Origin of the sequence: Bacilliculturomica massiliensis (assembly GCF_900605495.1) — a bacterium.
GTDB classification, from domain to species: Bacteria; Bacillota; Clostridia; order Peptostreptococcales; family Anaerovoracaceae; genus Bacilliculturomica; species Bacilliculturomica massiliensis.
This window is the reverse complement of sequence record NZ_LR027602.1, coordinates 195,175-218,232: the sequence shown is the minus strand read 5'-3', so window position 1 is coordinate 218,232 and position 23,058 is coordinate 195,175. Positions and strand designations below refer to the sequence as shown.

At 54.3% G+C, this 23,058-nt stretch carries 21 protein-coding genes and 1 tRNA gene; 8 read left to right on the top strand and 14 right to left on the bottom strand.

The features are described 5' to 3' along the window. Positions 1 to 16: 16 nt before the first annotated feature. The 3 genes from E0E37_RS07615 (at position 17) to E0E37_RS07605 (ending at position 3,917) form a co-directional block, all read left to right on the top strand. Positions 17 to 1,660: a M20/M25/M40 family metallo-hydrolase gene (locus E0E37_RS07615; protein ID WP_165445265.1), complete on the top strand. Its 1,644-nt coding sequence runs from the start codon at positions 17 to 19 to the stop codon at positions 1,658 to 1,660. Between the two features lie 58 nt (positions 1,661 to 1,718). Further along, positions 1,719 to 3,131 carry an amino acid permease gene (locus tag E0E37_RS07610; protein WP_130862444.1) on the top strand — a complete coding sequence of 471 codons (1,413 nt, stop codon included), beginning with the start codon at positions 1,719 to 1,721 and terminating at the stop codon, positions 3,129 to 3,131. Between the two features lie 710 nt (positions 3,132 to 3,841). Beyond that, positions 3,842 to 3,917, top strand: a tRNA-Lys gene (locus E0E37_RS07605). A gap of 405 nt (positions 3,918 to 4,322) precedes the next feature. On the opposite strand, the gene E0E37_RS07600 is transcribed toward E0E37_RS07605, so the two are convergent. The 14 genes from E0E37_RS07600 to E0E37_RS07535 form a co-directional block, all read right to left on the bottom strand. Next, positions 4,323 to 5,369, bottom strand: coding sequence for a glycerate kinase family protein (locus E0E37_RS07600; RefSeq protein ID WP_130862443.1), 1,047 nt, complete (start codon positions 5,367 to 5,369; stop codon positions 4,323 to 4,325). Positions 5,370 to 5,547: 178 nt separating this feature from the next. Beyond that, entirely contained in the window at positions 5,548 to 6,489 is a 942-nt protein-coding gene (locus E0E37_RS07595; protein WP_130862442.1) for a glycine-rich domain-containing protein, read from the bottom strand. Between the two features lie 165 nt (positions 6,490 to 6,654). After that, positions 6,655 to 7,854: a hypothetical protein gene (locus tag E0E37_RS07590; protein WP_130862441.1), complete on the bottom strand. Its 1,200-nt coding sequence runs from the start codon at positions 7,852 to 7,854 to the stop codon at positions 6,655 to 6,657. A gap of 154 nt (positions 7,855 to 8,008) precedes the next feature. After that, positions 8,009 to 8,680 (bottom strand): hypothetical protein, encoded by a 672-nt coding sequence (locus E0E37_RS07585; protein WP_130862440.1) that lies wholly within the window; start codon positions 8,678 to 8,680, stop codon positions 8,009 to 8,011. A 10-nt stretch (positions 8,681 to 8,690) separates the two neighbouring features. Then, positions 8,691 to 9,008 carry a hypothetical protein gene (locus E0E37_RS07580; RefSeq protein WP_130862439.1) on the bottom strand — a complete coding sequence of 106 codons (318 nt, stop codon included), beginning with the start codon at positions 9,006 to 9,008 and terminating at the stop codon, positions 8,691 to 8,693. A gap of 3 nt (positions 9,009 to 9,011) precedes the next feature. Then, a complete protein-coding gene (locus tag E0E37_RS07575) occupies positions 9,012 to 10,781 on the bottom strand; it encodes a hypothetical protein (RefSeq protein ID WP_130862438.1) in 1,770 nt (589 codons plus the stop codon). Positions 10,782 to 10,794: 13 nt separating this feature from the next. Next, positions 10,795 to 11,166, bottom strand: a complete 372-nt coding sequence (locus E0E37_RS07570) for a hypothetical protein (RefSeq protein ID WP_130862437.1) — start codon at positions 11,164 to 11,166, stop codon at positions 10,795 to 10,797. 1 nt (position 11,167) lies between these two features. Further along, complete coding sequence (locus tag E0E37_RS07565; protein WP_130862436.1) at positions 11,168 to 15,640, bottom strand: phage tail protein; 4,473 nt, start codon at positions 15,638 to 15,640, stop codon at positions 11,168 to 11,170. Next, positions 15,637 to 15,993, bottom strand: coding sequence for a hypothetical protein (locus E0E37_RS07560; RefSeq protein ID WP_130862435.1), 357 nt, complete (start codon positions 15,991 to 15,993; stop codon positions 15,637 to 15,639). Before E0E37_RS07560 ends, E0E37_RS07565 begins: the two co-directional genes overlap by 4 nt. An 11-nt stretch (positions 15,994 to 16,004) precedes the next feature. Beyond that, on the bottom strand, positions 16,005 to 16,367 hold the full coding sequence (locus tag E0E37_RS07555) for a hypothetical protein (RefSeq protein WP_130862434.1): 363 nt from the start codon (positions 16,365 to 16,367) through the stop codon (positions 16,005 to 16,007). Positions 16,368 to 16,395: 28 nt separating this feature from the next. Further along, complete coding sequence (locus E0E37_RS07550) at positions 16,396 to 16,827, bottom strand: hypothetical protein (RefSeq protein WP_130862433.1); 432 nt, start codon at positions 16,825 to 16,827, stop codon at positions 16,396 to 16,398. 372 nt (positions 16,828 to 17,199) lie between these two features. Beyond that, the gene (locus tag E0E37_RS07545) at positions 17,200 to 17,523 is read right to left on the bottom strand and encodes a hypothetical protein (RefSeq protein WP_130862432.1); all 324 of its coding nucleotides are present in this window, start codon (positions 17,521 to 17,523) and stop codon (positions 17,200 to 17,202) included. Next, positions 17,507 to 17,707 (bottom strand): hypothetical protein, encoded by a 201-nt coding sequence (locus E0E37_RS07540; RefSeq protein ID WP_130862431.1) that lies wholly within the window; start codon positions 17,705 to 17,707, stop codon positions 17,507 to 17,509. The genes E0E37_RS07545 and E0E37_RS07540 overlap by 17 nt, the downstream gene beginning before the upstream one ends. A 33-nt stretch (positions 17,708 to 17,740) precedes the next feature. Then, positions 17,741 to 17,950 (bottom strand): hypothetical protein, encoded by a 210-nt coding sequence (locus E0E37_RS07535; RefSeq protein ID WP_130862430.1) that lies wholly within the window; start codon positions 17,948 to 17,950, stop codon positions 17,741 to 17,743. Positions 17,951 to 18,338: 388 nt separating this feature from the next. Here E0E37_RS07535 and E0E37_RS07530 point away from each other — a divergent pair, with 388 nt between their 5' ends. The 5 genes from E0E37_RS07530 (at position 18,339) to E0E37_RS07510 (ending at position 23,043) form a co-directional block, all read left to right on the top strand. After that, the gene (locus E0E37_RS07530) at positions 18,339 to 18,872 is read left to right on the top strand and encodes a helix-turn-helix domain-containing protein (RefSeq protein ID WP_130862429.1); all 534 of its coding nucleotides are present in this window, start codon (positions 18,339 to 18,341) and stop codon (positions 18,870 to 18,872) included. 30 nt (positions 18,873 to 18,902) lie between these two features. Next, positions 18,903 to 19,361: an ImmA/IrrE family metallo-endopeptidase gene (locus E0E37_RS07525; RefSeq protein ID WP_165445264.1), complete on the top strand. Its 459-nt coding sequence runs from the start codon at positions 18,903 to 18,905 to the stop codon at positions 19,359 to 19,361. Between the two features lie 187 nt (positions 19,362 to 19,548). Beyond that, positions 19,549 to 20,367 carry a stalk domain-containing protein gene (locus tag E0E37_RS07520; RefSeq protein WP_130862427.1) on the top strand — a complete coding sequence of 273 codons (819 nt, stop codon included), beginning with the start codon at positions 19,549 to 19,551 and terminating at the stop codon, positions 20,365 to 20,367. A gap of 220 nt (positions 20,368 to 20,587) precedes the next feature. After that, a complete protein-coding gene (locus E0E37_RS07515; protein ID WP_130862426.1) occupies positions 20,588 to 21,694 on the top strand; it encodes an aldo/keto reductase in 1,107 nt (368 codons plus the stop codon). A 68-nt stretch (positions 21,695 to 21,762) separates the two neighbouring features. Next, a complete protein-coding gene (locus tag E0E37_RS07510; RefSeq protein WP_130862425.1) occupies positions 21,763 to 23,043 on the top strand; it encodes an O-acetylhomoserine aminocarboxypropyltransferase/cysteine synthase family protein in 1,281 nt (426 codons plus the stop codon). Positions 23,044 to 23,058 lie beyond the last annotated feature (15 nt).

The following is a 23,058-nucleotide window of genomic DNA, read 5'->3' as shown; positions in this document are numbered from 1 at the left end:
GAATAAGGAGTCTGCCATGATAAAGAAAGAAAACATCTACAGAAACTTGCTGACATTGGTGGAAATACCCAGCGTCTCAGGTACAGATCAGGAGATCCGTGCCGCTTACCGGCTCAGGGAGCTGTTGAGCGAGATCCCTTACTTTGCGGAGAACCCAGATCACATAAAGCTGATCCCCCTGGAAAACGATCCGCTGGAACGCTGCATCGTCACCGCCTTCATGGAGCTTGCTCCGGACTGCCCCGACACCGTGATCCTCACCGGGCACTACGATGTGGTAGATACGGAGGAATACGGCCATCTGAAGGAATACGCCTGCGACGTTGAAAAGATCACGAAGGTGATCGATCAAATGCCCTTGGACGAGGACAGCAAAAAAGATTTTGAGAGCGGCGAATGGCTGTTTGGCCGCGGCACCGCCGACATGAAGTACGGCCACGCCCTCTGCATCGAGTTGATGCGCCACTTTGACGAGGAAAAGGGAGCCGGTCTGAAGGGAAATCTTCTCTACGCGGCAGTCTGCGGCGAGGAGACGAATTCAGAGGGAATGCTCTGCGCCGTGCCCTTCTTCAACCGCTTTGCAGCGGAAAAGAATCTGCGCTATACGGCGCTGCTGCTCACGGAATGCTTCATGATGGAGGATCAGGCCAAAGACCAAAACCGGTACGTTCACTACGGCGCTTCCGGGAAGATCATGCCCATGTACTTCTTCGTAGGCGAGTCCACCCACGCCGGCGAACCGTTTCTGGGTATCGACCCCAATCTGCTGGCCCAGGAGGTCTATCGGCTCCTCCACTTCAACTCCGGCTTCTGCCAGCAGAATATGGGAGAGACCACTCCGCCGCCCGTATGTCTGAAGATGCAGGACCTCAAGACCACCTATTCCGTGTCCACGCCCCTTTATACGGCGGCCTACTACAATATCGTCACCATTAAGCTTGATCCGGAAAAGGCCATGGATATGCTGACGGAGATCGGAGACCGCGCCTTCAGAAACGCGCTGTCTTTCATGCAGCAGAAACAGGATGAATTTGAAAAGGTCTGCGGCGAAAAACCCGTTACATACCCCATACAGCCCTGCGTCATGACCTTCCGCCAGCTCTGGGACAAAGTGGGCGCCGACTACGACGGAGATCTGGAACTGGACATGAAAGAGTATGCACAGAGCCTGGCCGCACAGCAGATGGAGATGCAGGACGTCTGCATCAATATCGTCAAACGGCTTTACGAGTTCTACAGAGATAAAAGACCCATGATCATCGTGTCCATCATTCCTCCTTACTATCCCGACGTGTATCTGGATCCGGAGGCGCCGGACGCGTCTAAGCTGCTGGCCTGCGTCCGCGAGATCATGGACTATGCGGGAAGCGAATATTCGGAATCGCTGAAACTGAAAAATTACTACATGGGCATCTCAGATATGTGCTACACCGGTCTGTCCCCGGAGATGAACTTCGACAAGCTCTTTGAAAATCTGGCCGGCGTCAACTCCGTCTACCAATTTCCGCAGGATGAACTGAAAAAGTTCCGGGTCCCCGGCGTGGTCCTGGGCGGGTACGGCAAGGACTTTCACAAACATACCGAACGGCTGCACAAAACGTATAACTTCGATATCCTGCCCGACCTCTACGACAAGCTGATCCGGAAACTCTTATCCTGATCATCCGTGATCTCTCAGAAAACAAAACCTGCGTTTTTTCACAAGGGAGGACATAAAAATGAGTGAAAAGAAAAAAACATCCATCGAAAGGGTCATGGAGACAGGAAGCGGTCTCCAGCGGACTATGAAAACGAAAGACGCGATCATGGTCGGTGTGGGCGGCACCCTGGGCACCGGTCTCTTCCTCAGTTCCGGCGACGTACTCTCCGGCGCCGGCCCCGGAGGCGCCATCGTCGCCTACCTCATCGGCGGCTTTATCATCTGGCTGATGACCGCCTGCCTGGGCGAGCTCTGCTCCGCCATGCCCATCGCAGGCAGCATTCAGGCCTACGCCACCGAGTTCATCAACCCCGCCATGGGTTTTACCATCGGATGGGTCAACTGGATCGGAGCCGCGCTCACCATCACGGCACAGATCGTCGCATCCGCTATCATCATGACTAATCTGATCCCATCTACTTCAGCCACGCTCTGGATCGTCGTCTTCGCCGTACTGCTGCTGGGCGCCAATCTCATCAGCGTACAGAAATACGGCAATATCTCCTTCTGGTGTTCCAGCCTGAAGCTGGTGCTGGTAGCCGCCTTCATCATCGTAGGTCTGGCCATGATCCTGGGCCTGGGCGGCGGAGAGGCCGTCGGTCTGAGCAACTACACCTCTCACGGCGGACTGTTCCCCGTAGGGCTGGCAGGCGTGGGCTCTGTCATGCTCAGCGCATTTTATGCCTTCGGCGGTACGGAAATGATCGCAGCCACCGCCGGCGAGATCGAGAAGGAAAAAGACATACCCAAAGCCGTCAACTGGACAGTTTTCCTGCTCATCGGCGTCTACATCGCCTGCACCTGCGTGCTCATCGCCCTGCTGCCATGGGATCAGGCGGATCTGAAGGGAAGTCCCTTCGCTTACGTCTTCCAGTTTGCCGGTCTCAACGGGGCGGCCGTCGTCATCAACATCATCGTTCTGACGTCTGCACTGACCTCCGGCAACTATTTCGTGTACGCCTGTACCAGATACCTGTGGTCCCTGTCCAAATTCGGTCAGGCCCCGAAATTCTGTTCCAAGACCAGCAAAAACGGCGTGCCCGTCTACGCGCTGACCATCAGCATGATCTTCGCCCTCTTCGGTATCATCTCAGAATTCGTTGCCGAAGACACAGTCTACCTGTTCCTGATCTATCTGATCGGCGGCGGGAACATCTTCATGTATACGGTCATCTGCCTGTGCCAGTTCAACTTTCGCAAGAGATTTGTGGCGGAAGGCGGAGACGTAAGGGATCTTAAATACAGGGTCTCCTACCCTCTCATACCAGTCCTCGGTATGCTGGCCTACATCGGCATACTCGTCATAACGCTGCTGGATCCCGGCGAAGCCAAGGCCATCTACATCTGCGCACCGTGCTATTTCGCCATTTACGTCGGCTTCCTCATCTACACGAAAAAGAAAAATATCAAGGCTGTCAATATTGACATGTAGATTCAGCCCAGTTCGTTTCGTACGGATAGGCGATATAGAAGTATAGAATAGAAAACGATGTGCAGATGCCCAGAAGCACAGATGCACAGATACGCGCATCTGTCATATTCTAGATATCCAAAGCTTCGCTCCCGGCGGCCTGATTCGGTCAATGGGTGAAATCAGCATCGTTTAATCAAATTTGTCTAAAAAGAGCGGTAAAATAGGCGAAAAACATTTCTTTTCTGAGTTTTCACCTATTTTACCGCTGATCACGAGCGATTATCGCTGATTTCCACGTGTATTTATGTGATTTTGCATTTTTTCTGCCGTTTTCACCTATTCTGATATAGGAAAAACGATAAAGTACCCGTCAGTGTGGACGAGATCGGTTTTTTATTACCCCGCTTTATGGACACAGATACAATGGCGGTTTTCGTGTACCCTCCAAAATGGACATTCACTTTTGGGTATTGCGCTCCAGAAACATCAGGAGGTCGTCATGATCAAAATACCGTTTACAGAAGAGATGATGAAACTGCTGAGAGCGGACCCGGCGCAGCTGCAACGTTACAGCCCGCGCTCCATCTATCTCATCAGAAAAAACTCTTCTGTGGACCGTCTCTCCCTCCCACCGTGCTTCTTCGGTTTTTTAAATATATTAAAAAAATCTGTTGACATTGTACAAGCTAGGTGCTAGAATAGATTTTGCGTTCGACAGAAAAAAATATGCACCAATAGCTCAGCTGGTAGAGCACCTGACTCTTAATCAGGGTGTCCAGGGTTCGAGCCCCTGTTGGTGTACCAAGAAAAAAAGACAACCTTAAGGTTGTCTTTTTGCTATGCCCTTTAAAGAGATTTGAACCCGGAAGGGCGAGAGTGTTTTGAGTAACGGTGGACTTTCGAATAACGAGCGGTCCGAGCCGACCGATTGGGAAGAGTACGGACGGCGGCTGCAGCGTAGCGTACAGACGCTTATGGCAGCCATGTTCACCTTCTAATTCCTCCGTAATACCAACATATATGTACAGATTCGTAATCCAATTTCGATTCAACCTTTTTCAGGCAGCACGGCCGGGATTCTATGTGCACATATGTTATAATTAGAATGCTTCGGCGAGAAAAAATGTCCATGTATTTCAGAATGAACCCGTGGGTTCTTGAACAATTCCGCCACCGTAAACTCGAAGCGACTGCAACCGACCATATGTTTTAATCAGTCGGACCCTTCCGCGACAGCCCCAGCTGTACAAGTCTGGCCACGCCTTCGGCCGATGCTGCGATCAGCTCTTCTGCACGCTCCATAGACTCTTCTATAGTCATGGGCTTATCGGCGATTCCTACAAGAGCTGATACCCCGATCTCATATAGCTTTTCGGCTCCCGGCCCAATAGCCCCCGCGATAACGATTACAGGCACCCCCTTGCGGCCGGCTCTGGCCGCCACACCGGAAATGACCTTTCCGCCAGCGCTTTGAAAATCCACGCGGCCCTCGCCAGTAACTACAAAATCAGAGCGTTCCAATTGATCGCCAAATCGGCACAGGTCGAGAATAATGTCGATCCCGGATCGCAATTCTGCTTTAAACAGTGCAGCTAGAGCCACCGCAGCGCCGCCGGCAGCACCCATACCCGGCACATCCAGGACAGACATTCCCATGTTACTTTCCAACAATTCTGCATAATGCAAAAGTCCCCTGTCCAGTCTCTGTACGTCGGCGGGCTGCGCACCCTTCTGCGGACCAAATACAGCCGAAGCCCCATTGGGCCCGCAGAGGGGGTTATTGACATCGCAGGCCGCGATCAGCTCCACTTCGGAGTAGATTTCATCAACCTGTGTGAAATCCGCAGCAGCGATCCGCTCTAGTTCCCCTCCGCCATTTCCAACCTCCACTCCGCCTGCATCGGTCAGCTTTACGCCAAGCGCCTGCAGAATTCCAGCGCCGCCGTCGTTGGTCGCGCTGCCGCCCAATCCCACGATCACTTTACGGCACCCCAGCTTTATAACAGCGTCGATTAATTCTCCGGTACCCCGGGTAGTGGACCGCAGGACGTCCTGCGCACCGCCACCTGACAGTGTAAGCCCGCTGGCCTCGGCCAGCTCAACCACTCCAATCATTCCGGGTAATATGGCAAAACGGGCCCTTACCGGCGTTCCCATAGGTCCGGTGACGACCGCGGCTGTCAATGTCTTTGAGTAAGCCCCTGAAATTACTGTGTTTTCACTTCCGACAGACACAGTGATCACCAACTGATACATCTATATGTTCGCCAAAAATGTACTTACCAGCATTAATTCTAAACCCAGCAGCGCAGACAGCAAGAGCTTCAGCGCCATCCGCCGGTCGATCTCGATTACGAATTCTTTATATGGGTGAAATTTTACCCCCCGATCATTTTTTACATTTTATATTCACCTTATCCGTTGCGTTACCCTTCTATAATTGTAAATCTACGGGGCCGTGACGGATTATGCACAGCCCGTCTCCTCCAAAGCCACCATTACCCTTGATTGAATAATTTCCGTATGCCCCCCCGCCGCCACCACCTGCAGAAGGCCCAACGGCATTCTGACCATCCGTCGTCACACTCCCTTGTATACCATCTCCCCCGTTTCCACCTCTTCCGATTAAATTGCTTCCCCCGCCACCGCCACCGCCACTGTATCTTTCTATCTGGTTCTTTCCTCCTAACGATGTTTCTGTATTTTCTATATGTGAGAAAGCTTGAACAATTGTCGTTTCAATTCTATCCGCTAGCTCTCCTGGTTTTCCTGCGGTTCCCCCGCCACCGTTTCCACCTGCACCGCCAGCAGAAGTCACAGCGTCTCCACCGCCAGATCCACCACCAACTGACAACAACGGGGCTCCTTTCCCTCCGGGTACACTCGTCACCTTTCCAAATATACTTGAGCCTCCGTCTCTGCCTGCACTATGCCCGACTCCGCCTGCACCCCCAACTCCAATGATTATGTCAATTTCTTCTCCTTTTTTCGCCCAATATACAAAATTTTTTATAGCACCTGCACTCCCACCTCCGCCTCCGAGGGCTTTATCAAGCGCAGAAGCTCCGCCTCCTCCTGCACCTGCAATCGTAATCCAAAGAGGCCCCGTTATTGGGGATATCCACAACTGGCTTGATGTGAGTCTTTCCATTTGATTACATACAGTTAATCTAAATAAAGCATTATTAACCGTCGCTGCATCTCCGAATAATCCGTATTGGGACGCTACCTCATCACTCAACAAATTCTCCTTGTTCAAGGGCGTTCCTTCTTCTGTCACAATCCCCGGCGCGGCCACAAGATCAAACGTGTTCGGCTGCCCACTGACTTGCATCAGAGTAAATCGGTGGGGATATTCTACAATTCGATCCTTCACAGGCGGATCACCGCCTTCCCGTACTTCACCGTATCTGCCAGCAGCCGCAGCGCCGCCTTACGGTCAATCTCAATACAAGGGCGGCTTATAGGGGTACAATTTACCCCCCCCCCCCATACATTTTTTGGTATTTTTAACTGTCTGATTCATTCTGATTTCCTCCTTTTAAACGTACGTGATCGCAATGGCGCCCTGTCCGCCACCGGATAGACCGGTTGTGCCGCTGTAGCCACCTCCGCCGCCGTAGCCGCCACCTCCGCCGCCACAACCATCACCAGATGAGCCGAAGCCACCTCCGCCCCCATTCTGTCCCCAGTTACCGCTGCTCTTTCCAAATCCACCGCTGTTTGCCGATTCGCCGAGTTCCAAAGTTCCGGTTCCGCCAGCATTCGCGCTATTGTACCCGAATCCTCCTTTTCCTCCACCAAACCCGCCAATTCCTACGCCCCTCCCGGTGCCGCTTGTTCCATTTGTAGATTTCACAATAAATGCCCCACTCTGCTGTGCACCGGCTCCCGCTTTTGCCGTCACACCCTCAAAAGAGACATCTCCTCCAGCGGCCCCGGCGGTTTTTCCTGCCGGTCCAATATATCCATGCAGTACCTGGCCCCCATTCACTGCAAATACTGCCTTCCGATATTCTCCACAATTGCCGCCAGCCGCGCCGCCACCAATCAGCTGGGCAACAACACAGGTAACGCCGTTCGGAACTGTCCACGAAAAATTTCCTGCGGTCACAAACGATACGCGGTTTTTATTAAACGCGGAAAGATATTCGGCATTTGTCCGGACGAAATCGACACAGCCATTAAAAAGGCAGATTGATGATATAGCGTCTGGATTTCGCATCGCCGACACAAACTGATCAACGTTTGACAAATATTTATTTTTTACAAGGTCAAAGGCATAATGTGATGGCGCAAGCAGGGTTGAAAGCTTTGGGCTTAACAAAATTTCATTCCCCGCATAATCAAGACAATTTTCAAAAGTATTGCATTTGCAAAGTTTGGTGAATGGGTGCTCTTCTCGCATCTCTCCTTTATACCAAGCGTACATCGCAAGCTGTCTCCCTACCCCCAGAATTCGATCCTCGTTATTTTTTCCCAAGGCGGCATCCAGTTCCGCGCCGCAAAATGTCATGAACGAGGGCATGCTTGACCGGCACAGCGCGACGCTAATAAGCGCATCGTCTGAATCCAAACCAAGAAGGTTTGCCGTCTCATCCGACAACAAATTCCCCTTATTCAGCGCCGTCCCGGCCTCTGTCACCGTTCCCGGTACCGGTATCAGATCGTAGACCCCATTCTGCCCGCTGACCGGCATCAGTTGATACCGGTGCGGGTATTGTACTACTCTATCTTTCAATTCTTATCCCTCCTAAAATGCGAAGTCCTGCCATACGCCGCAGCGCCAGTAGCTCCCCCGGCCGGCCGGTCTCTCGATCACAGCCGCCGCGGTCAGACAGGCCGCCTTGGCGGCGGCTGCCCTGTCTCTGGAAGCTCAGCCGCCGCAATGCCGGTCACAGGCCCGCCGCCTGTCCGCAGGCCGCAGCGCCGCAGTACAGAAAGCTCTCGGCCATTCGATCGATCATGTCCCTCATCTCGTACAGGATCCGTTCAACGTCATTGATCTCCTGCCAGCCCGGACTTGACAGAGCTGCCGGCAGCTGTGCCGACTGCCCATGGTAGATATCGATCAGATGTTGTACGTTGGTACGGATCCGCTCCATCGCGCTGATCATTGGCAGGTCGGTCATGCACCAGTCCATCTTATGCTCCAGGCCGGCCAGGCCGTAACCGTAGGCATGCAGCGTCTGCGACAGCCACCGCGTGTCGGTCTCGATTCGGTTGAGGTCATCGTAATTTAGACAGCCCAGCAGCCCGGACAGCCATTGGGTCTGTTCCTCCGACGTCAGGCTGCCCAGACCGCCTGCCGCGATCTTATCATTTAGGTACCGGGCCCGATCTGCATCTGCCTGCGTGCGCCCCCATACCGGCTCGATCCATTCATCTTCTGCATACGCTGTCTCTTGGTACAGTCTGCGGCTCCCGTACCCGGCAGCCGCAGCGATCTCTGGACTGCCGTCTCCGCCGCAAGACCCCTCCGTCTCCGCTTTATACCTGACCAGAGCAGGGGCGGCAGACTCCAGATCATACCCATTGCCGCTGTCCATTACTTTGATATCGTTCATATCTGCCTCCTTACACGCCGGCGGCCGTAATGCTGATCAGCCCGGGTCTCTCGCTATCCACCGGACCTGGACTGCCTGCAGTGCTGCTGATTCGTCTCAGAGCACGCCATATTCCCCCGCTCTGCACACTGTCCCACGCGTTGCTCTGCACACGGTTCCACGCGTTGCTCTTCGCCTTGCTCTGCGCATCGACCTGCACGCAAATCTGCGCATGAGCCCGGGCATCGTCCAGCGCCTTGATCTTGTGTTGATCTGCATATCGCCCTGTCCCTTGGCCCGCGTATCGATCTGCGCGTGGATCTGCGCTCTTATCTGTGTTACCGCCCATATACTAACCCCCGATCAAGTATTCTCCCGAGCCTGAAATAGCGCCGTCAAATGCAATATTGTGTTTCATGATCGTCACTGCCACTTCATTCTCATAGTTTGTCTGAAAGAGAATATCGTCTCCTGCGTCCAACTCCGGATAACCACGGTTATCCGCCGTGTACTGATTCCTGCGGCCCAATTCTCCTGTTACCCAGGCTGCATATGCTTCCGCGTCTGCCTGTGTGCTGAGGAGTTCGTTTACCATCTCCACATCATCCCCCACGCTGTTGCACACTTTTACATGTTTTACCGCAGTGGACTTTACTGACTTACCGGTAATCGTCACAGTTCCCGATCCGGTGAGTGTGAGGACCGATTTCGCAGCGTAGAATCTGGAGCCGTGGAGCGTAAGGCCTTCGCTTACGACTGCGGCATGATCTGTTAATAAGGAATGTGTAAATTCTATCTCCGTGCTGTCCGCGTCCTCTACGACGGCATTTTGCACTGCATTTACAGTCGATGGCTCCACCGATACATTTTGATATTCTGTCGTAAACTTCCGCAGGATCGGATATTTTTCCGTTTTGGGCCCGTCGGACAGCATTTTCGAGAAGTTCATCGTGAATTCCGACGCATCCGCCCCATGGCGGATCATTTCTATCTTTCCGTCTCTGCGCGTCCTCATCATGCAGCGCCCCGCATTGGCGATGAGCTGCAGGCACTCGTTGACCGCTTTTTTCGGCAGCGGTACGGTGGTCACGACCCCTTTCAACGACTCGTCCAGCACGATACTGTCCGGATAGCCTGCAAACTCCATCACATCCAGAGCGAGATCATAAAGGCTGCGCCCTGTTTCCGCATATGCTCCCTGATCGTAGGTCATGGTGAGGTGCCCCGGCAGGGCGGTCGTCTTGATGGTGATCTCTGTGACCACACCGGTCCTTCCGATGGAAACATCCCCAGTGGACAGGGTTTTGCCGCAGGGCACCCATTCCACCGATCCGTCATCCAGTTCATATCCGAACTGGTATTCTACTGGCTGTCTGGATTCCAGATACTGCCACACTCCTGACGGATTTTCCGGATCATAGATACGATCCGTATCGAAACGGGTAAACTCAAAGTCCTGTACGGGCAATTTACTGGACAGAGGATCCACCTCGATCTTCTGCTTGCACGATACAATATTCTCGGCCGTAAGATTTTCGATGATGCCGTAGGTCAGCATGGTCAGACGCGCTCTGAGAAAAGGCCTGCACGATTTCAGGAAACGCAGTTCGATCCGATCCATACTCGGGATCCGCTTCTCCATCTTATAATACGGTCCCCCCGGTTCTTCCAGGGAACGAAAGACTTCCACATCGCCGCTGTACGCCAAAACCTCAAGCTGCGTGGGGTACTCGTTCTTGCTCTCGTCAAAAGAGAATGTCAGACCCGCCAACTGAAAGTAATCGGAAAATGTGACGATGATGGTCGGAGGTTCGCTCCACATTCCTCCCGCATCGCTGATCTCATCTCCGGCGTATCCCTGATAGGCAGGCTCGCTGTCCGGACAGACGGGATCCTTTTTATCAAGTACCCAACGATTCAGTTCAAAGGTCTCGTATGTTTTGGGCAGCCGCTCTCCGTCGTCCACCTGGTTTACCTGGCTGTACGGGAGGGCGCCGTTATCTGTCAAAGTGCTGGCCGCTGGAGCATCCGGCTCCGTCAGTCCAAACACGATCCTTACGTGAGCGGGGTTTCGCGTCTGCTTCTCCATCTGTCTCCGGTACGCTTCTGATACGTGATACATTCGCCCGCCTCCCTCAGTAGCCCATGTCGATGGGATTGCACTGACAGTTGATATAGTCCAGCACTCTTCCCGTGGCCGGATCGATCCGGAAGGGTTCTGCGCCCGCGTCGCCCCAATAGACTTTCCGGGTGACGAAAGACTGGGAAAGGGCGTCCCAGAACGTCATGGTCCCCTCGAACTTCTCGATCTCCTGAAGCACCTCCGACCACTGGGATGCGCTGAGGTACGGCCAGGACAGACTTTCATATTTAAATTGTCTGCGGTTTATTTTCTGCGCAACAACCTGACCCAGGGCATTTCTGCCGCTGTCTACCAGCTGTGTTCGCTGCTCCTGCACCCCCCGGGCGGGGGTGGGCATTACTTTGCCGTTGATTTTAAATAACATTTCACGCCCTCCTTATTACCTGGCAAACGCGCCCAGGGCAAAATCGTAACCCCTGCGCTTCTCGATTTTTTTTCTGATTATCGTAGATCACTTCGCCGTCCAGTTCGATCACTGTCCGGTTTTCTCCCTGGTTCCGGCCCATGGCCTTCCCCACAGCGTCGGCCACTCCCGCGGCTACCGCCGCCACGATCTGGTCGTTGTTTACGACCGCCGTCCTGTTTCCGATGGTCCCCACCAGCTCCGGTCCGGCTTCTCCCGCGATGAACATCTCGCCCGGCGTGGGAAAGCCGCCGGAAGCATATTTCTTTTTCTTATCGCTGGAATAGTTGTTGACGATGTTGATACGGATACGGTCCGTGGAGGCGATGATCCGGCTGGCCGCCGTGCCGATGGTCCCGGTGATGTTCGCCATCTCCGCGCGCCAATTTCCCACAAACAGATTGAAAATGGCTTTCCAGTCGTCCATGACGGCTGTCACGGCCGCCAGGATCTGTTCCAGCTCCGTCTGCTGCATCAGCTGCGACTGTTCGAATCGGGTAGTATCCGCCATATTGCCCAGCAGCATTGTTTCGCTGATCGATGAAAGTGTATCGTTTGAGACGTCCGTCTTCGTTCCCATATTCTGCAGGGCCAGAGACATCTCGTCATCCAGGGCGTAGGGCAGGCCTTCTCCCTGGATCTTCGCGCGGCGGGCCGCTTCATATTCCTGCGCTGCGTCGATCGCGCCGGCCTCAAACGCCCGATTCCGCATCTCTGTATAGTCCACATCCAGCCGGTAGCTCACATCTTCAAATACGCTCTGAGCCGATGTGACGGTCCTGTTCAGCTGATCTGCTTTGGCCCCCACATCCTGAAGCATGGATGATATGGAATCGTTGAGGGCATAATCCAGACCTTCTCCCTGGATCTTTGCCCGGCGTATCGTATCGTATTTTTTCGCCCCCTCGGTGTCCCCCTCTTTCAGAGCGTCGTTGCGCAGCGCTGTGTAATCCACGTCTACCTGATAGCTCACGCCGTCGAATACTTTCTGTATGGACTGAACGATATTTTCAGCTTCCGACACGATCCCGCCTGTTCCCTCGCGCAGTCCTTCAGCTATACCGCCGGCCAGATTTGATCCGACCTCATCGCGCATCACCGTCGAAGGAGAATGAATTCCAAGGGCGTCTTTAAATCCCTTTACAAAGCTTTCTTTCCAGCCGGCGATCTTTGTTTTGATCTCCTTTAGTCCGTCAAAGATCCCGTCTAAGAGCCACGTACCGATCTTTAATACTTTTCCTCGTATCTCGGTCAACCCGTCCAGTATCTTTTGCGGCAGTTCTTTAAACCAATCGACCACCGCGGTCACGACCTTTGGTATTTCCTCGCCGAACCATGTGATCGCGTTCTGGGCGAACAGCACGACCTTATCTTTGAAGCCGCAGATGGCGTCGTAAGCTTTGCCGGCTAATTCCGCAAATCCGGCGACAGCTCCTGTGACGATCCGGCTCACTTCCACTCCGATGGCCGTCAGTGTTTCGATCCCCCAGACGATGAGATCGTCTCTGATGGCAGATATAGCCCCGTAGGCTTTGCCCGGCAGTTCTGAAAAAAAAGTCACCGCCGCCGTGACGGCCGTCAATACCGCCAGCCCCATTACGGAGGCAGTCTCCACACCCCAGGCAACGATCCTCTCCCAGATACCGCAGAGCTTTTCATAGATCAATCCGGGAAGCGAAGCGAAAAAGGCCGCCGCGCTTTCTATGACCATGGGGACCTGCGTCATCACTGTCTCAAGCAGCTGGCCGGCCCACAGTACGATGGTGCCCAGCGCGAATCCCAGCGCGTAAGCGATCTTATCGGGCAGTTCGCCGAACCAGCTAACTACGCTTTCCAGGATCTCAGGCAGCGTCACAAAGATAAATTCTCTGATACTTTCAAAGGCAGAAAATACTGCCGTTTTTATTTCTTCCATTTTCTCCGCGATCCAGGTCCGTATTACGGTCCAGGCCGTGGAGATCACCGATCCAACTGCGTCCATCGCGCTGCCGATCATGTTCCCCAGGCCGGCGAGACCTCCTGCAATGCTGTCCGCAATGCCTCCGGCGAATGTTGCAATAGCAGCCCCGGCGCCTGACGCCATATCGGACATCCCATCCCAGAATTGCTGCCACTTCGACTTGATATCACCGGATTCCCAGTCGATACATTTTGCAGCGCTTCCCATGCCCTCCTGCGTCGCTTTTAAAATATCGGCATACTGCAGTTCCGCGTCTTTCACCGTGGAACTTCTGGTCTCTTCTGCTGCGTCCATGATCTCCCGGTATTGATCGCCGGTGATCTGACCCACGTCCAGCATCCGCTGCGCTTCCAGCTGCACCTTGGCATACTGCGTTTCCGCGGCGTCCACAGCAGCCTCTTTTGACGCCATGGCGTTTTTGATGATCTCCCCCGCCTGCTGGGCGGAAACGGCCACAGCGTTATTTTTTAGTGTGTTCATTACCTTGGTGTATTCCACCTCTGATTCCGCCATCTGCTTTACGCCGGTGTCCAGCATGTTCGCTCTGATCGCCTGTATTCTGGAAGACTCTTCCTCTGTCAGAGCCCGCTGCTCTGCGTTAGCCGTACCGATGATACTGTTGATCTCTGCCTCCTGCGCCTTTACCTGAGCGCCCAGCTCGTCATAATACCGCTGATTGCTCCGGATAAGAGCCCCATAGCTTTCTTCGCTCATAGCTGCTTTCAATGGAGCCAGCGTAGAAAGAGCCTCGTTTTTGTCGGAATCCAGTTCGTTTACGATGGCGTCGGTGACCCGGGCCAACTGTGTTCTGACCGTCTGCACATCCGCGTCTGTCACTACGGCGTTCGTCCAATCCAGCTGCACAAACGTATCGTCCAGCTGCCTCATCTGATCCAGAAAAGGGTCCAGCTTTGTCTGGGCGATCTCACTGATCCCATCCGCTAATGGGTCGATCTCCTGAACGCAGTCTGAAGCTGCTCCGCCTATGAACTGGAAAGCCAGCACAAGCATCCCTGCAGCGGCGAGAATTCCTCCGAAAACTGGAAAACCGCAGGCCACGGCGATCAGACCGATGGCCCCCGTCACAAAAGCCGCAAAACTGGTCCAATACTCTCCTGTCAGCGGCGGCAAATGGAAGACGGCGGTAAACCCGGCTGCGATCCAGTCGGCGAATCCCTTCATCGCGTCCCAAACTGCCTTTACGCTCTTTCGGAACGTCTCACTGTTTGCATAGGCAAAAACAAACAGCCCCGCGGCTATAGCCAGACCTGCCGCCACCTGCTTCAGATCCCCTGCCATTCCCGCATCAAGAGTGGGGAATGCCTGTTTGGCCTTCACCGGCATCGACAGCGAACCCACAGCCTGCAGTATGGTAGCCAGATTAGCCAGTGCGGCCAGCAGCGCCAGCGGAATTTCCCAAATGGAAAACTCCTTTCCAACGGCTTCAGCCAGCCCGTTTATCTCGGCCAGAATATTCTTCAGTACGTTCAGCACTTTATCGCAGCATGACACGTCGATCGCCGGGCACATGTTCAGATCAGGCAGCTTGATCTCAGTGGAGGTGTTTTTCCACACCTGCATCAGCGCGGTCAGATCCGCCAAAACGGCCGTGAGCGCGGGAGAGAACTCCCAGGCAGAAAACTCGACGTTCAGCGTTCCCGCCTGTGCGATCATTTGTTTCAGAGAATTTTCGATCTCCGTTATGACCTTTTCGCTGTTTATATTCTTGAATTCCAGATTGATCGTTGTATCCGGAATCCTGGTATTCTTCGTCAGATCCTTTAATCCCTGCAGCAGAGAAACCAGATCCGCCAAAGCCGACAGCAGCGCCAGGGGTATCTCCCACAGAGAAAAACTGTCGCCAAGCCGCACCGACAACTTGAGAGCGGTCTCAAGAGACTTGTTCAGTTCGGCGGTCCATTGATTGTCGGTATCATTTTTAAACTCCAGATGGATCTCCACATCCGGCAGAACGATCTGGTCCGCCGGCTTTCCTGTAATACCTGGATCCACCGCTCCGCTTCCTGCTCTCTTCCGCAAAATATGGAGCTCGTCAAATCCCTCGATCAGATCGCCCAAATTTTTCCCCGCACGTTTCGCGCTGTCTTCGACGGACTTCATAGCGGCCGCCGCTGATCTCAGATTTTTGCCGTCGATCGACGCCAGTCCTCCCCTGTCCCTGCTCAGAGACCGCGCCGCCTCCGCAAGTTGGCGCAGGCCGGCGCCCGCCGCTGTCAGGTTTGCGGCCGCCAGCTTTTGCAGGTCCTTTGCAAGCGATGCCGGTCCGCCGGCTTTCTCCTTTACTCCGGACAACACTCCACTCAGTTCATTCAGAGCGCGGGACAGCGAAGACAAGGAAGATGCAGTGGGCCTCACCGCATCTCTAAGTTTCGCTATACTTGCTGTGAGCTTGTCAACTTCTTTTGACTCTTTCGCCATCCCGGCAAACGATCTGCCGATTACAGCTTCACTCATTCTCCCTCACCTCGTTTTTCTTTCGGAAACCGCTTCAGCAGCGCCTCATAAGATCGCTTGATCCGGTCTTCCGCCCTTATTTTTTCTTCCTCTTCCCTTTGAACGATAAACGGCTTCTCCGGATACCTGGGCGGTCTCGCTTTCGCCGCAAACGGATTGAACAGATGAAACACGCTCTGCATGGCCTGTCTGGCATACTGACCGATATTCCACGCTTGTATATCCTGTGCCATCTGGCGGTCCTTCACTTTTTCGTTAAAGACCGCCAGATGCATTTCAAACGCGTAGACCGGACCGTGCCAGAACAGATCCCACGGCATTCCGATCCGCACTGCTGTCCGGCACTGGTCCATCAGGCAGTCTGTTACTGTCCTTTCACTGCTGTTTCCGGCGTCTCGAACGAGATCAGCTTCTTCATCTTCTTCCCGCTGCCGGACGGTGTAAAAAGCGCCTTATAGCACCGGGTAAACTCTTCCAGCACGTCGCTGAACGCGTCCAGCCCGTAACCCTCATCCAGTGCCGTGTCGATCAGCTCCATCACCCGCTTGCGGGAAAGCTCGTTATGCTTCTTCATTCCCGCGTGAAGCACCGCCGCAGTCAATTCGATGGTCCCTGCGCCTTCGCGCAGGGAACCGGACATATCCACAGCTTTGACCGCGTCCCGATCGAACTCGATCTTATAACTTCTGCCGTTCATATCCATCGTCAAAATCTTAGCTTCAAACATACTGTGTCCTCCCTGTTTTCCCTGGAACTTATGCGATCGTCTCCCATGCGGGCTCTGTCTCCGGCGTTACATATCCTGTGGTCGTCAAAACGGCGTTGGTTCCCGCGCCGCCAAAGCCCAGAGGAGACGCCTTGCCCTTGAATACCATGCGCTCGCTGATCGGATCGGGTACTTCGATCGCCACCCAGCAGGAGCCCTCGGCGACGAAGGCCTTCCACGCTGTTCTGAATTCCGGCGTATCGTTGGCGGTAAAGGCCAGCGCGCCGCCCACATCGGACAGACCCGGTATATAGGTCTTAGTCTTCAGGTTATCCAGCGTGGTGGTCTCGATCGCCTCCGGCTCGCTGTTCATCTCCGGGATCTCGGTGATCCCCGGAATGTCGGTCCACGCAGTGGGCTTTGCGCCGTCCGCGCCTTCTTTTCCATACCTTAACTTAATTCCCGCAGTAATCTGTGCCATCTCTTTTCCTCCTTTTACTTCTTGTAAACCTTCTCTGCCTTTATCTCTGCTGAATTGCAGAGTCTCGGTACTGTGATTTTTTTCTGTGCCGTCTTCAGCGATCTGCCGCCTGCAAGCGGCTCATGGCCCCACCGCTGACGGACCTGTTATCCGTCAGGCTTTCCGGCGGCCTGGGAAACCTATCCACAAACCGCCGAAAAATCCGAACCGGCAAGAAGAACACAGTATGTGGTGGCTATCTGCCAACTACAATACATTATATTGATTATGATGGTTCTCTCAATCGTTCCTAAAAAATTGTTTTTATTTTTTCGGGGGCCTCATTCTGATTCCTCCATGCCGGACCGAACGCCGCGTACCCCGAGGCCGGTTTTACGTATCGTAGGGACGGTGGTCTCCCGCCTCCATCCGCCGGATAATATAATAATCGATCTCCTCTTTTGTCTCCGGGCATTCCCCCGGCCTCCCGTAACGGCGCTCGACTTCCTGGGGCGTCAGATAGTAAGTCGTCATCCCTTCCCGAAGCCGCTCCTGGGCTGCTCTGCGGCGGAATTCCTCTCTGATCGCCCGGATCCGGTAAGCCAGGGTCCCATGCCTCAGCCCAAAATGCTCCTCGATCTGATAGTTTCGCAGCCCTCTGCGGACCAGCGTCTCAAGCTCCGCGGCAGACCCTTTGCCGTCAGACACCATCGCCACCGCTCTCTGTCCCTCCGTTTGCCGCCCTGGATATGACCGCCAGCAGGGACGGCCTTACCGAAGCGTCCTCTCTCAACGCGGTCAGGCCCCCCGCCTCCAATGTGTATCCCTCCGCCGCAAAGCTGTTCAGCCGGCCTTCCAGCGCAGTCAGCGTGCGCTCGCAGAGAATCTTATATTCTTTCAACCTTTGTTCACCTCATTTCTCCCTCTAAAATCCTTATCCCCCTCCGTTATCATCGGCGTCTTCGCCCGGTACTTCTATGCGGATGAATTTCATTCCCCGCTGCGTCCCAGGCGTATCGTGAGCGATCGCCGACAAGATATTGATCCTTCCATACCCTGTCATTTCAGCCAGCTCCCCGGCTGATCCCGCAACGGCCAGGGGCAGTTCATACCGGTCCGCGGTCACCGCCAAATACAGCTTCACCTTACATGCTCCTACAATCCCTCGCCTCCCCTCTCCTATCCCCGGCTGCGGCCAGGCCGTCCTTCGCTGCTTTTTGCTCCTCCGTCAATGTTCGTACACCACCGCATCAGCTTACTAAATACGTAAGTTTTAATACAAAAAAATTTGATCCAACCAGAAGCGTTTCGCGCCTGTTTTTGAACTCCAGGCCAGTGTCAGGCGGTCTCAGGCTGCCGCTGCCCGCTTCTTTTCTTACGTATTTCGTAAGTACATCTTACACCCACCGTCCATGCATGTCAAGCAGGTTTCTTGCATATCAAGAAAGTTTTTATGGGTCTCAATAAAATGTATCTTGCATTCCGCGAAAATCCGTACTATGATAATAGTATAGAAGAAATGGAGAATCAACATGGGCAGAGAGATCTGGAACGAACGCATCCGCAGCCGCCGCAAAGAATGCGGTCTCACGCTGCTGGAGGTGGCCAATAAGATCGGTGTAAAAGAGGCGACCGTTCAGCGCTATGAGAGCGGAAACATCAAGAATATAAAGCGCGACACCCTTGTCCGCCTGGCGGAAGTGCTGAATACGACTCCGGCTGCTCTGATGGGCTGGGACAGCGAAAACGAGAGCGAGAAATCCCCATCCGGAGCCGAAGCAGTATTTGAGAATCAGCTGGCTCTTCACGGCTACCGGCTTGTATCCAAGGGATCTGGGGGCAGTGTCACACTGAGAAGCAGTCTGGGGGATGTGGAAGTGACGCAGGCAGCCCTGGACGCGCTGCGCCACGATACGGAATCTTACTTTGTCTACAATCTGGAAAAACTGATCCGCCGGTCCAGAGCGGAAAACGCCGGGCCTCACCTGGTGCCCATCGCCGCTCACAATGACAACGATTCTCCTGAGCAGCAGGCGCTGATGCAGGAAGATCTGGAAGAGCTGTAGATCGGACGCTTATTGAAGGAGTGGATTCTTTTGACCAAATATGAAGAATTGCTGCTTGACGCAGAAAAAAACCGGATCTCCGTTGTGGAGAAACAATTTAAATCGGACGCGAAGGGACTTTGCAAAGGAGACAAGATCGGGATCCGCCGCGACCTTCCCACCAATGAAAAGGCCTGTGTGCTGGCCGAAGAACTGGGACATTACCACACTACTGTGGGCGAGATCCTGGATCAGTCCAGGATAGAGAATGCAAAACAGGAGCAGCGCGCCCGGGCCTGGGCCTACGACAAGCTGATCCCGCCGGATGTTCTGAGGGACGAGTGGGATCAGACCCGGGGCAACCTGTACGAGATGGCGGAACGGCTCGACGTGCCTGTAGAGTTCCTCCGGGAATGCATGGAGCACTATTCGGCCAAATTGGGTCCCGGCTATCTGGACCGCTCCCAGTTCGAAGGATTCCTGAATGCGCTGAAAAATACCGCGCTGTGAACATAGGGTCCCCTGTCTCTTTGTTCCCGGCTCCGGTCCGTGTTCTCCACCAGCCTTTCGGCGCAGAGCGGGATCAGAGCGGGATCGGAGCGAGAGGACGTCCGTCATGTGACTGTGAACCCTCTAAGGGTTTACATACATTTATCACATCTTTATCGCGTCATGGTTTTACAAAAGGAGAAAAGCTATGAAGAAGGAAAAGTTAAAAGGATTCATCTCAGGGGTGGTCGTCACCACAATGGTGTTCGCCCTGTCGATCTCCGCATTCGCAGCGTCGGGATCCAAAACGATCCAGGTGGCGTACGACAACATCAAGATCTATGTGAACGAAAAGCTCACGCCTATGGTCACCGACAGCCAGACTGTTGAACCGTTTACCTATCAGGGCCGGACATACGTGCCGCTGAACGCGGTGGCCACGGCTCTCGGCCAGAAGGTCAGCTGGGACGGCAATACCAATTCGATCTATATCGGAACACAGCCCGACGCGTCAAAGACAACGCCCTCAACGCCTGCGACTCCCACAAAACCGGTGAACGCAGCCTTCAGCAGAAGCAATCCGGCTCCCATCGGCAGTCCTCAGGCGATCTCAGTGAAGAGCTATACGGAGCAGTATACCGCTACGATCAAGGTGAACAGCGTTCTGCGCGGATACGAAGCCTGGGTCAAGATCAGATCGGCAAACCAGTTTAACGACGCTCCCCCGGAAGGATATGAGTATATTCTGGTGAACGCAACCGTTACGGCGGACGCGGTAGCCGACGACGGCTCCCTGGACGTGAACAAATACGATTTCGCGGCCTACTCATCCAGCAACGCCGAGTATGCCACTCAGGCCACCGTGGTCCCCGAGCCCGCTCTGGACGGAAAGATCTTCACCGGCGGTTCTCAGACCGGAAATCTGGCCGTTCTCGTAAAGAAAGATGATCCCGCTCCCAAGCTGGCCTACGGCATCAGCTACGACGGTACCGGCGGAGTGTGGTTCAAGCTCAGCGAAGATAAATAATAGATATCAGATGATCAGATAAACGCCTGGGAGCCGGTTCTCCCGGGCGTTTTGCATTCTCTTTGCCGATCCGGGCTCAGGCTGGGGCGCCGGCCCCGGCCTATGCAGATCCGCTCCCGCAGAGCACGCAATAAAACAGTGGAATTTTGCCTACCTTTGATATATAATTAGTCGTAAAATTACCTGCCTTGTGTTTTGCATGAAAAAGGAGGAAAGTTTCATGAAGAAATTAGGTTTTGGCGGAATGCGCCTTCCGCTTCTGCGCTCCGACGATGCAGGAAGCATCGATCAGGAACAGGTAAACCGCATGGCCGACGCGTTTCTCAACGCGGGATTTACATATTTTGATACGGCGTTTATGTATCACGAGGAGTTGTCGGAGGGCGCTTTCAAAAAAGCCCTGATCGACCGTTATCCCCGCGAAACATTTCTGCTGGCAGATAAAATGCCCACCTCTATGATAAAGGGCCCTCAGGAATACGCTCCTACCTTCTCCACCCAGCTGGAACGGTGCGGCGTTGAATATTTCGATTATTATCTGCTGCACAACCTGAACCGCCACACCTACCAGAATACTCTGGACTTCGGGGGATTTGAGTATGTGCTGCGCTTGAAAGCGGAGGGAAAGATACGCCACGTGGGCTTCTCCTTCCACGACACGGCGGATATGCTGGACGAGATCCTGACGCGATACCCTGAGATGGAGTTCGTACAGCTGCAGCTGAATTACGTGGACTGGCGCAGCCCCATCGTCCAGGCACAGCAGTGTTATGAGACGGCCCGCAAACACGGAAAGCCGGTCATCGTCATGGAGCCGGTCAAGGGCGGCGGACTGGCAGCCCCTCCTGAGGAAGCGGAAAAATTGCTGAAAAGCGTTTCTCCGGATGCATCCTGCGCTTCCTGGGCGCTGCGCTACGCGGCATCCCTGGACGGAGTCATGATGGTTCTGAGCGGTATGAGCAACATGGCGCAGATAGAAGAGAATATCGCGCTCATGAAGGATTTCCATCCTCTCTCACAGGATGAGAGGGACGTTCTGGAAAAGGCCGCGGAGCTCATTATCGGCTCTGTCACCGTACCCTGCACCAACTGCCGTTACTGCACCGATACATGTCCAAAAAATCTGGACATACCGGGATATTTCGCCATCTACAACACCTATGAGCAGTTCCGGACGCTGGACCACCACAAATTTCAGTACGGCAGGCAGATCGTAGGCCGCGGAAAGGCATCGGAGTGCATCGGCTGCAAGCAGTGCGAATCCCGCTGCCCGCAGCACATCGAGATCACAGATTGGCTGTCAAAAGTGGCGGAGACCTTTGAATAGCTTAACTTCGAAAGACCTCAGTGCAGATCACACTGAGGCGCAGCAACTTAGACAAGGGGGATATATCAATGGACCGAAATTATCAAATAGAAACAAAATGCATACACTCCGGCTGGACGCCGAAAAAGGGTGAACCGCGGATGCTGCCCATCTACCAGAGCACTACATTTAAGTACGACTCATCTGAGGAGATGGGAAGACTCTTTGATCTGGAAGAAAGCGGTTATTTCTACACCCGCCTTCAGAACCCTACCAACGACGCGGTGGCCGCGAAGATCGCCGATCTGGAAGGCGGCGTTGCAGCCATTCTCACCTCATCCGGACAGGCGGCAAATTTTTATGCGGCCGTAAACATCTGCGAGGCCGGCGATCACATCGTGGCGTCCACAGCGATCTACGGCGGCACTTTCAATCTCTACGGAGTGACGCTGAAGAAACTGGGCATCGACTGCACCTTCGTGGACCCCGACGCTCCCGCTGAAGAACTGGAGAAGGCTTTTCGCCCCAACACAAAACTGGTCTTTGCCGAGACTATATCCAACCCCTCCCTCGTGGTGCTGGATATCGAAAAATTCGCCGGCCTGGCCCACTCTCATCAGGTTCCCCTGATCGTGGACAATACTTTCGCCACCCCGGTCAACTGCCGGCCCTTCGAGTGGGGCGCCGATATCGTGACCCACTCCACCACCAAATATATGGACGGGCACGCCGCGCAGGTGGGCGGCGCCGTGGTCGACAGCGGCAATTTTGACTGGACGAAAGCCGGCAAGTTCCCCGGTCTGACCACTCCAGACGAATCTTACCACGGCATTATCTACACGGAAAAATTCGGCAAGATGGCCTACATCATGAAGATGACCAGCCAGCTCATGCGGGATCTGGGTTCGATCCCCTCCCCCCAGAACTGCTTCCTGCTCAACCTAGGTCTGGAAACGCTGCCCCTGCGCATGGAGCGCCACTGCAGCAACGCGCAGAAAGTTGCGGAATACCTGGCGTCTCACGAAAAGATCGAGTATGTCAACTATGCGGGACTGCCCGGAGACAAATATCACGCTGTGGCGCAGAAATACCTGCCCAGGGGCACCTGCGGCGTCATCTCCTTTGAGGTAAAGGGCGGCAGACAGGCGGCCGTGACCTTCATCGACAGCCTGAAGCTGGCCTCTATCGTCACTCATGTGGCAGATGCCAAGACCTGCGTGCTCCATCCCGCCAGCCACACCCACCGTCAGCTCAGCGATCAGCAGCTGGCAGACGCGGGGATCTCCACCGGTCTGATCCGCTTCTCGGTGGGGATCGAAAATCCCGACGACATTATATCGGATCTGGAGCAGGCCCTGTCGGCCCTCTGATCCTTTGCAAAAACA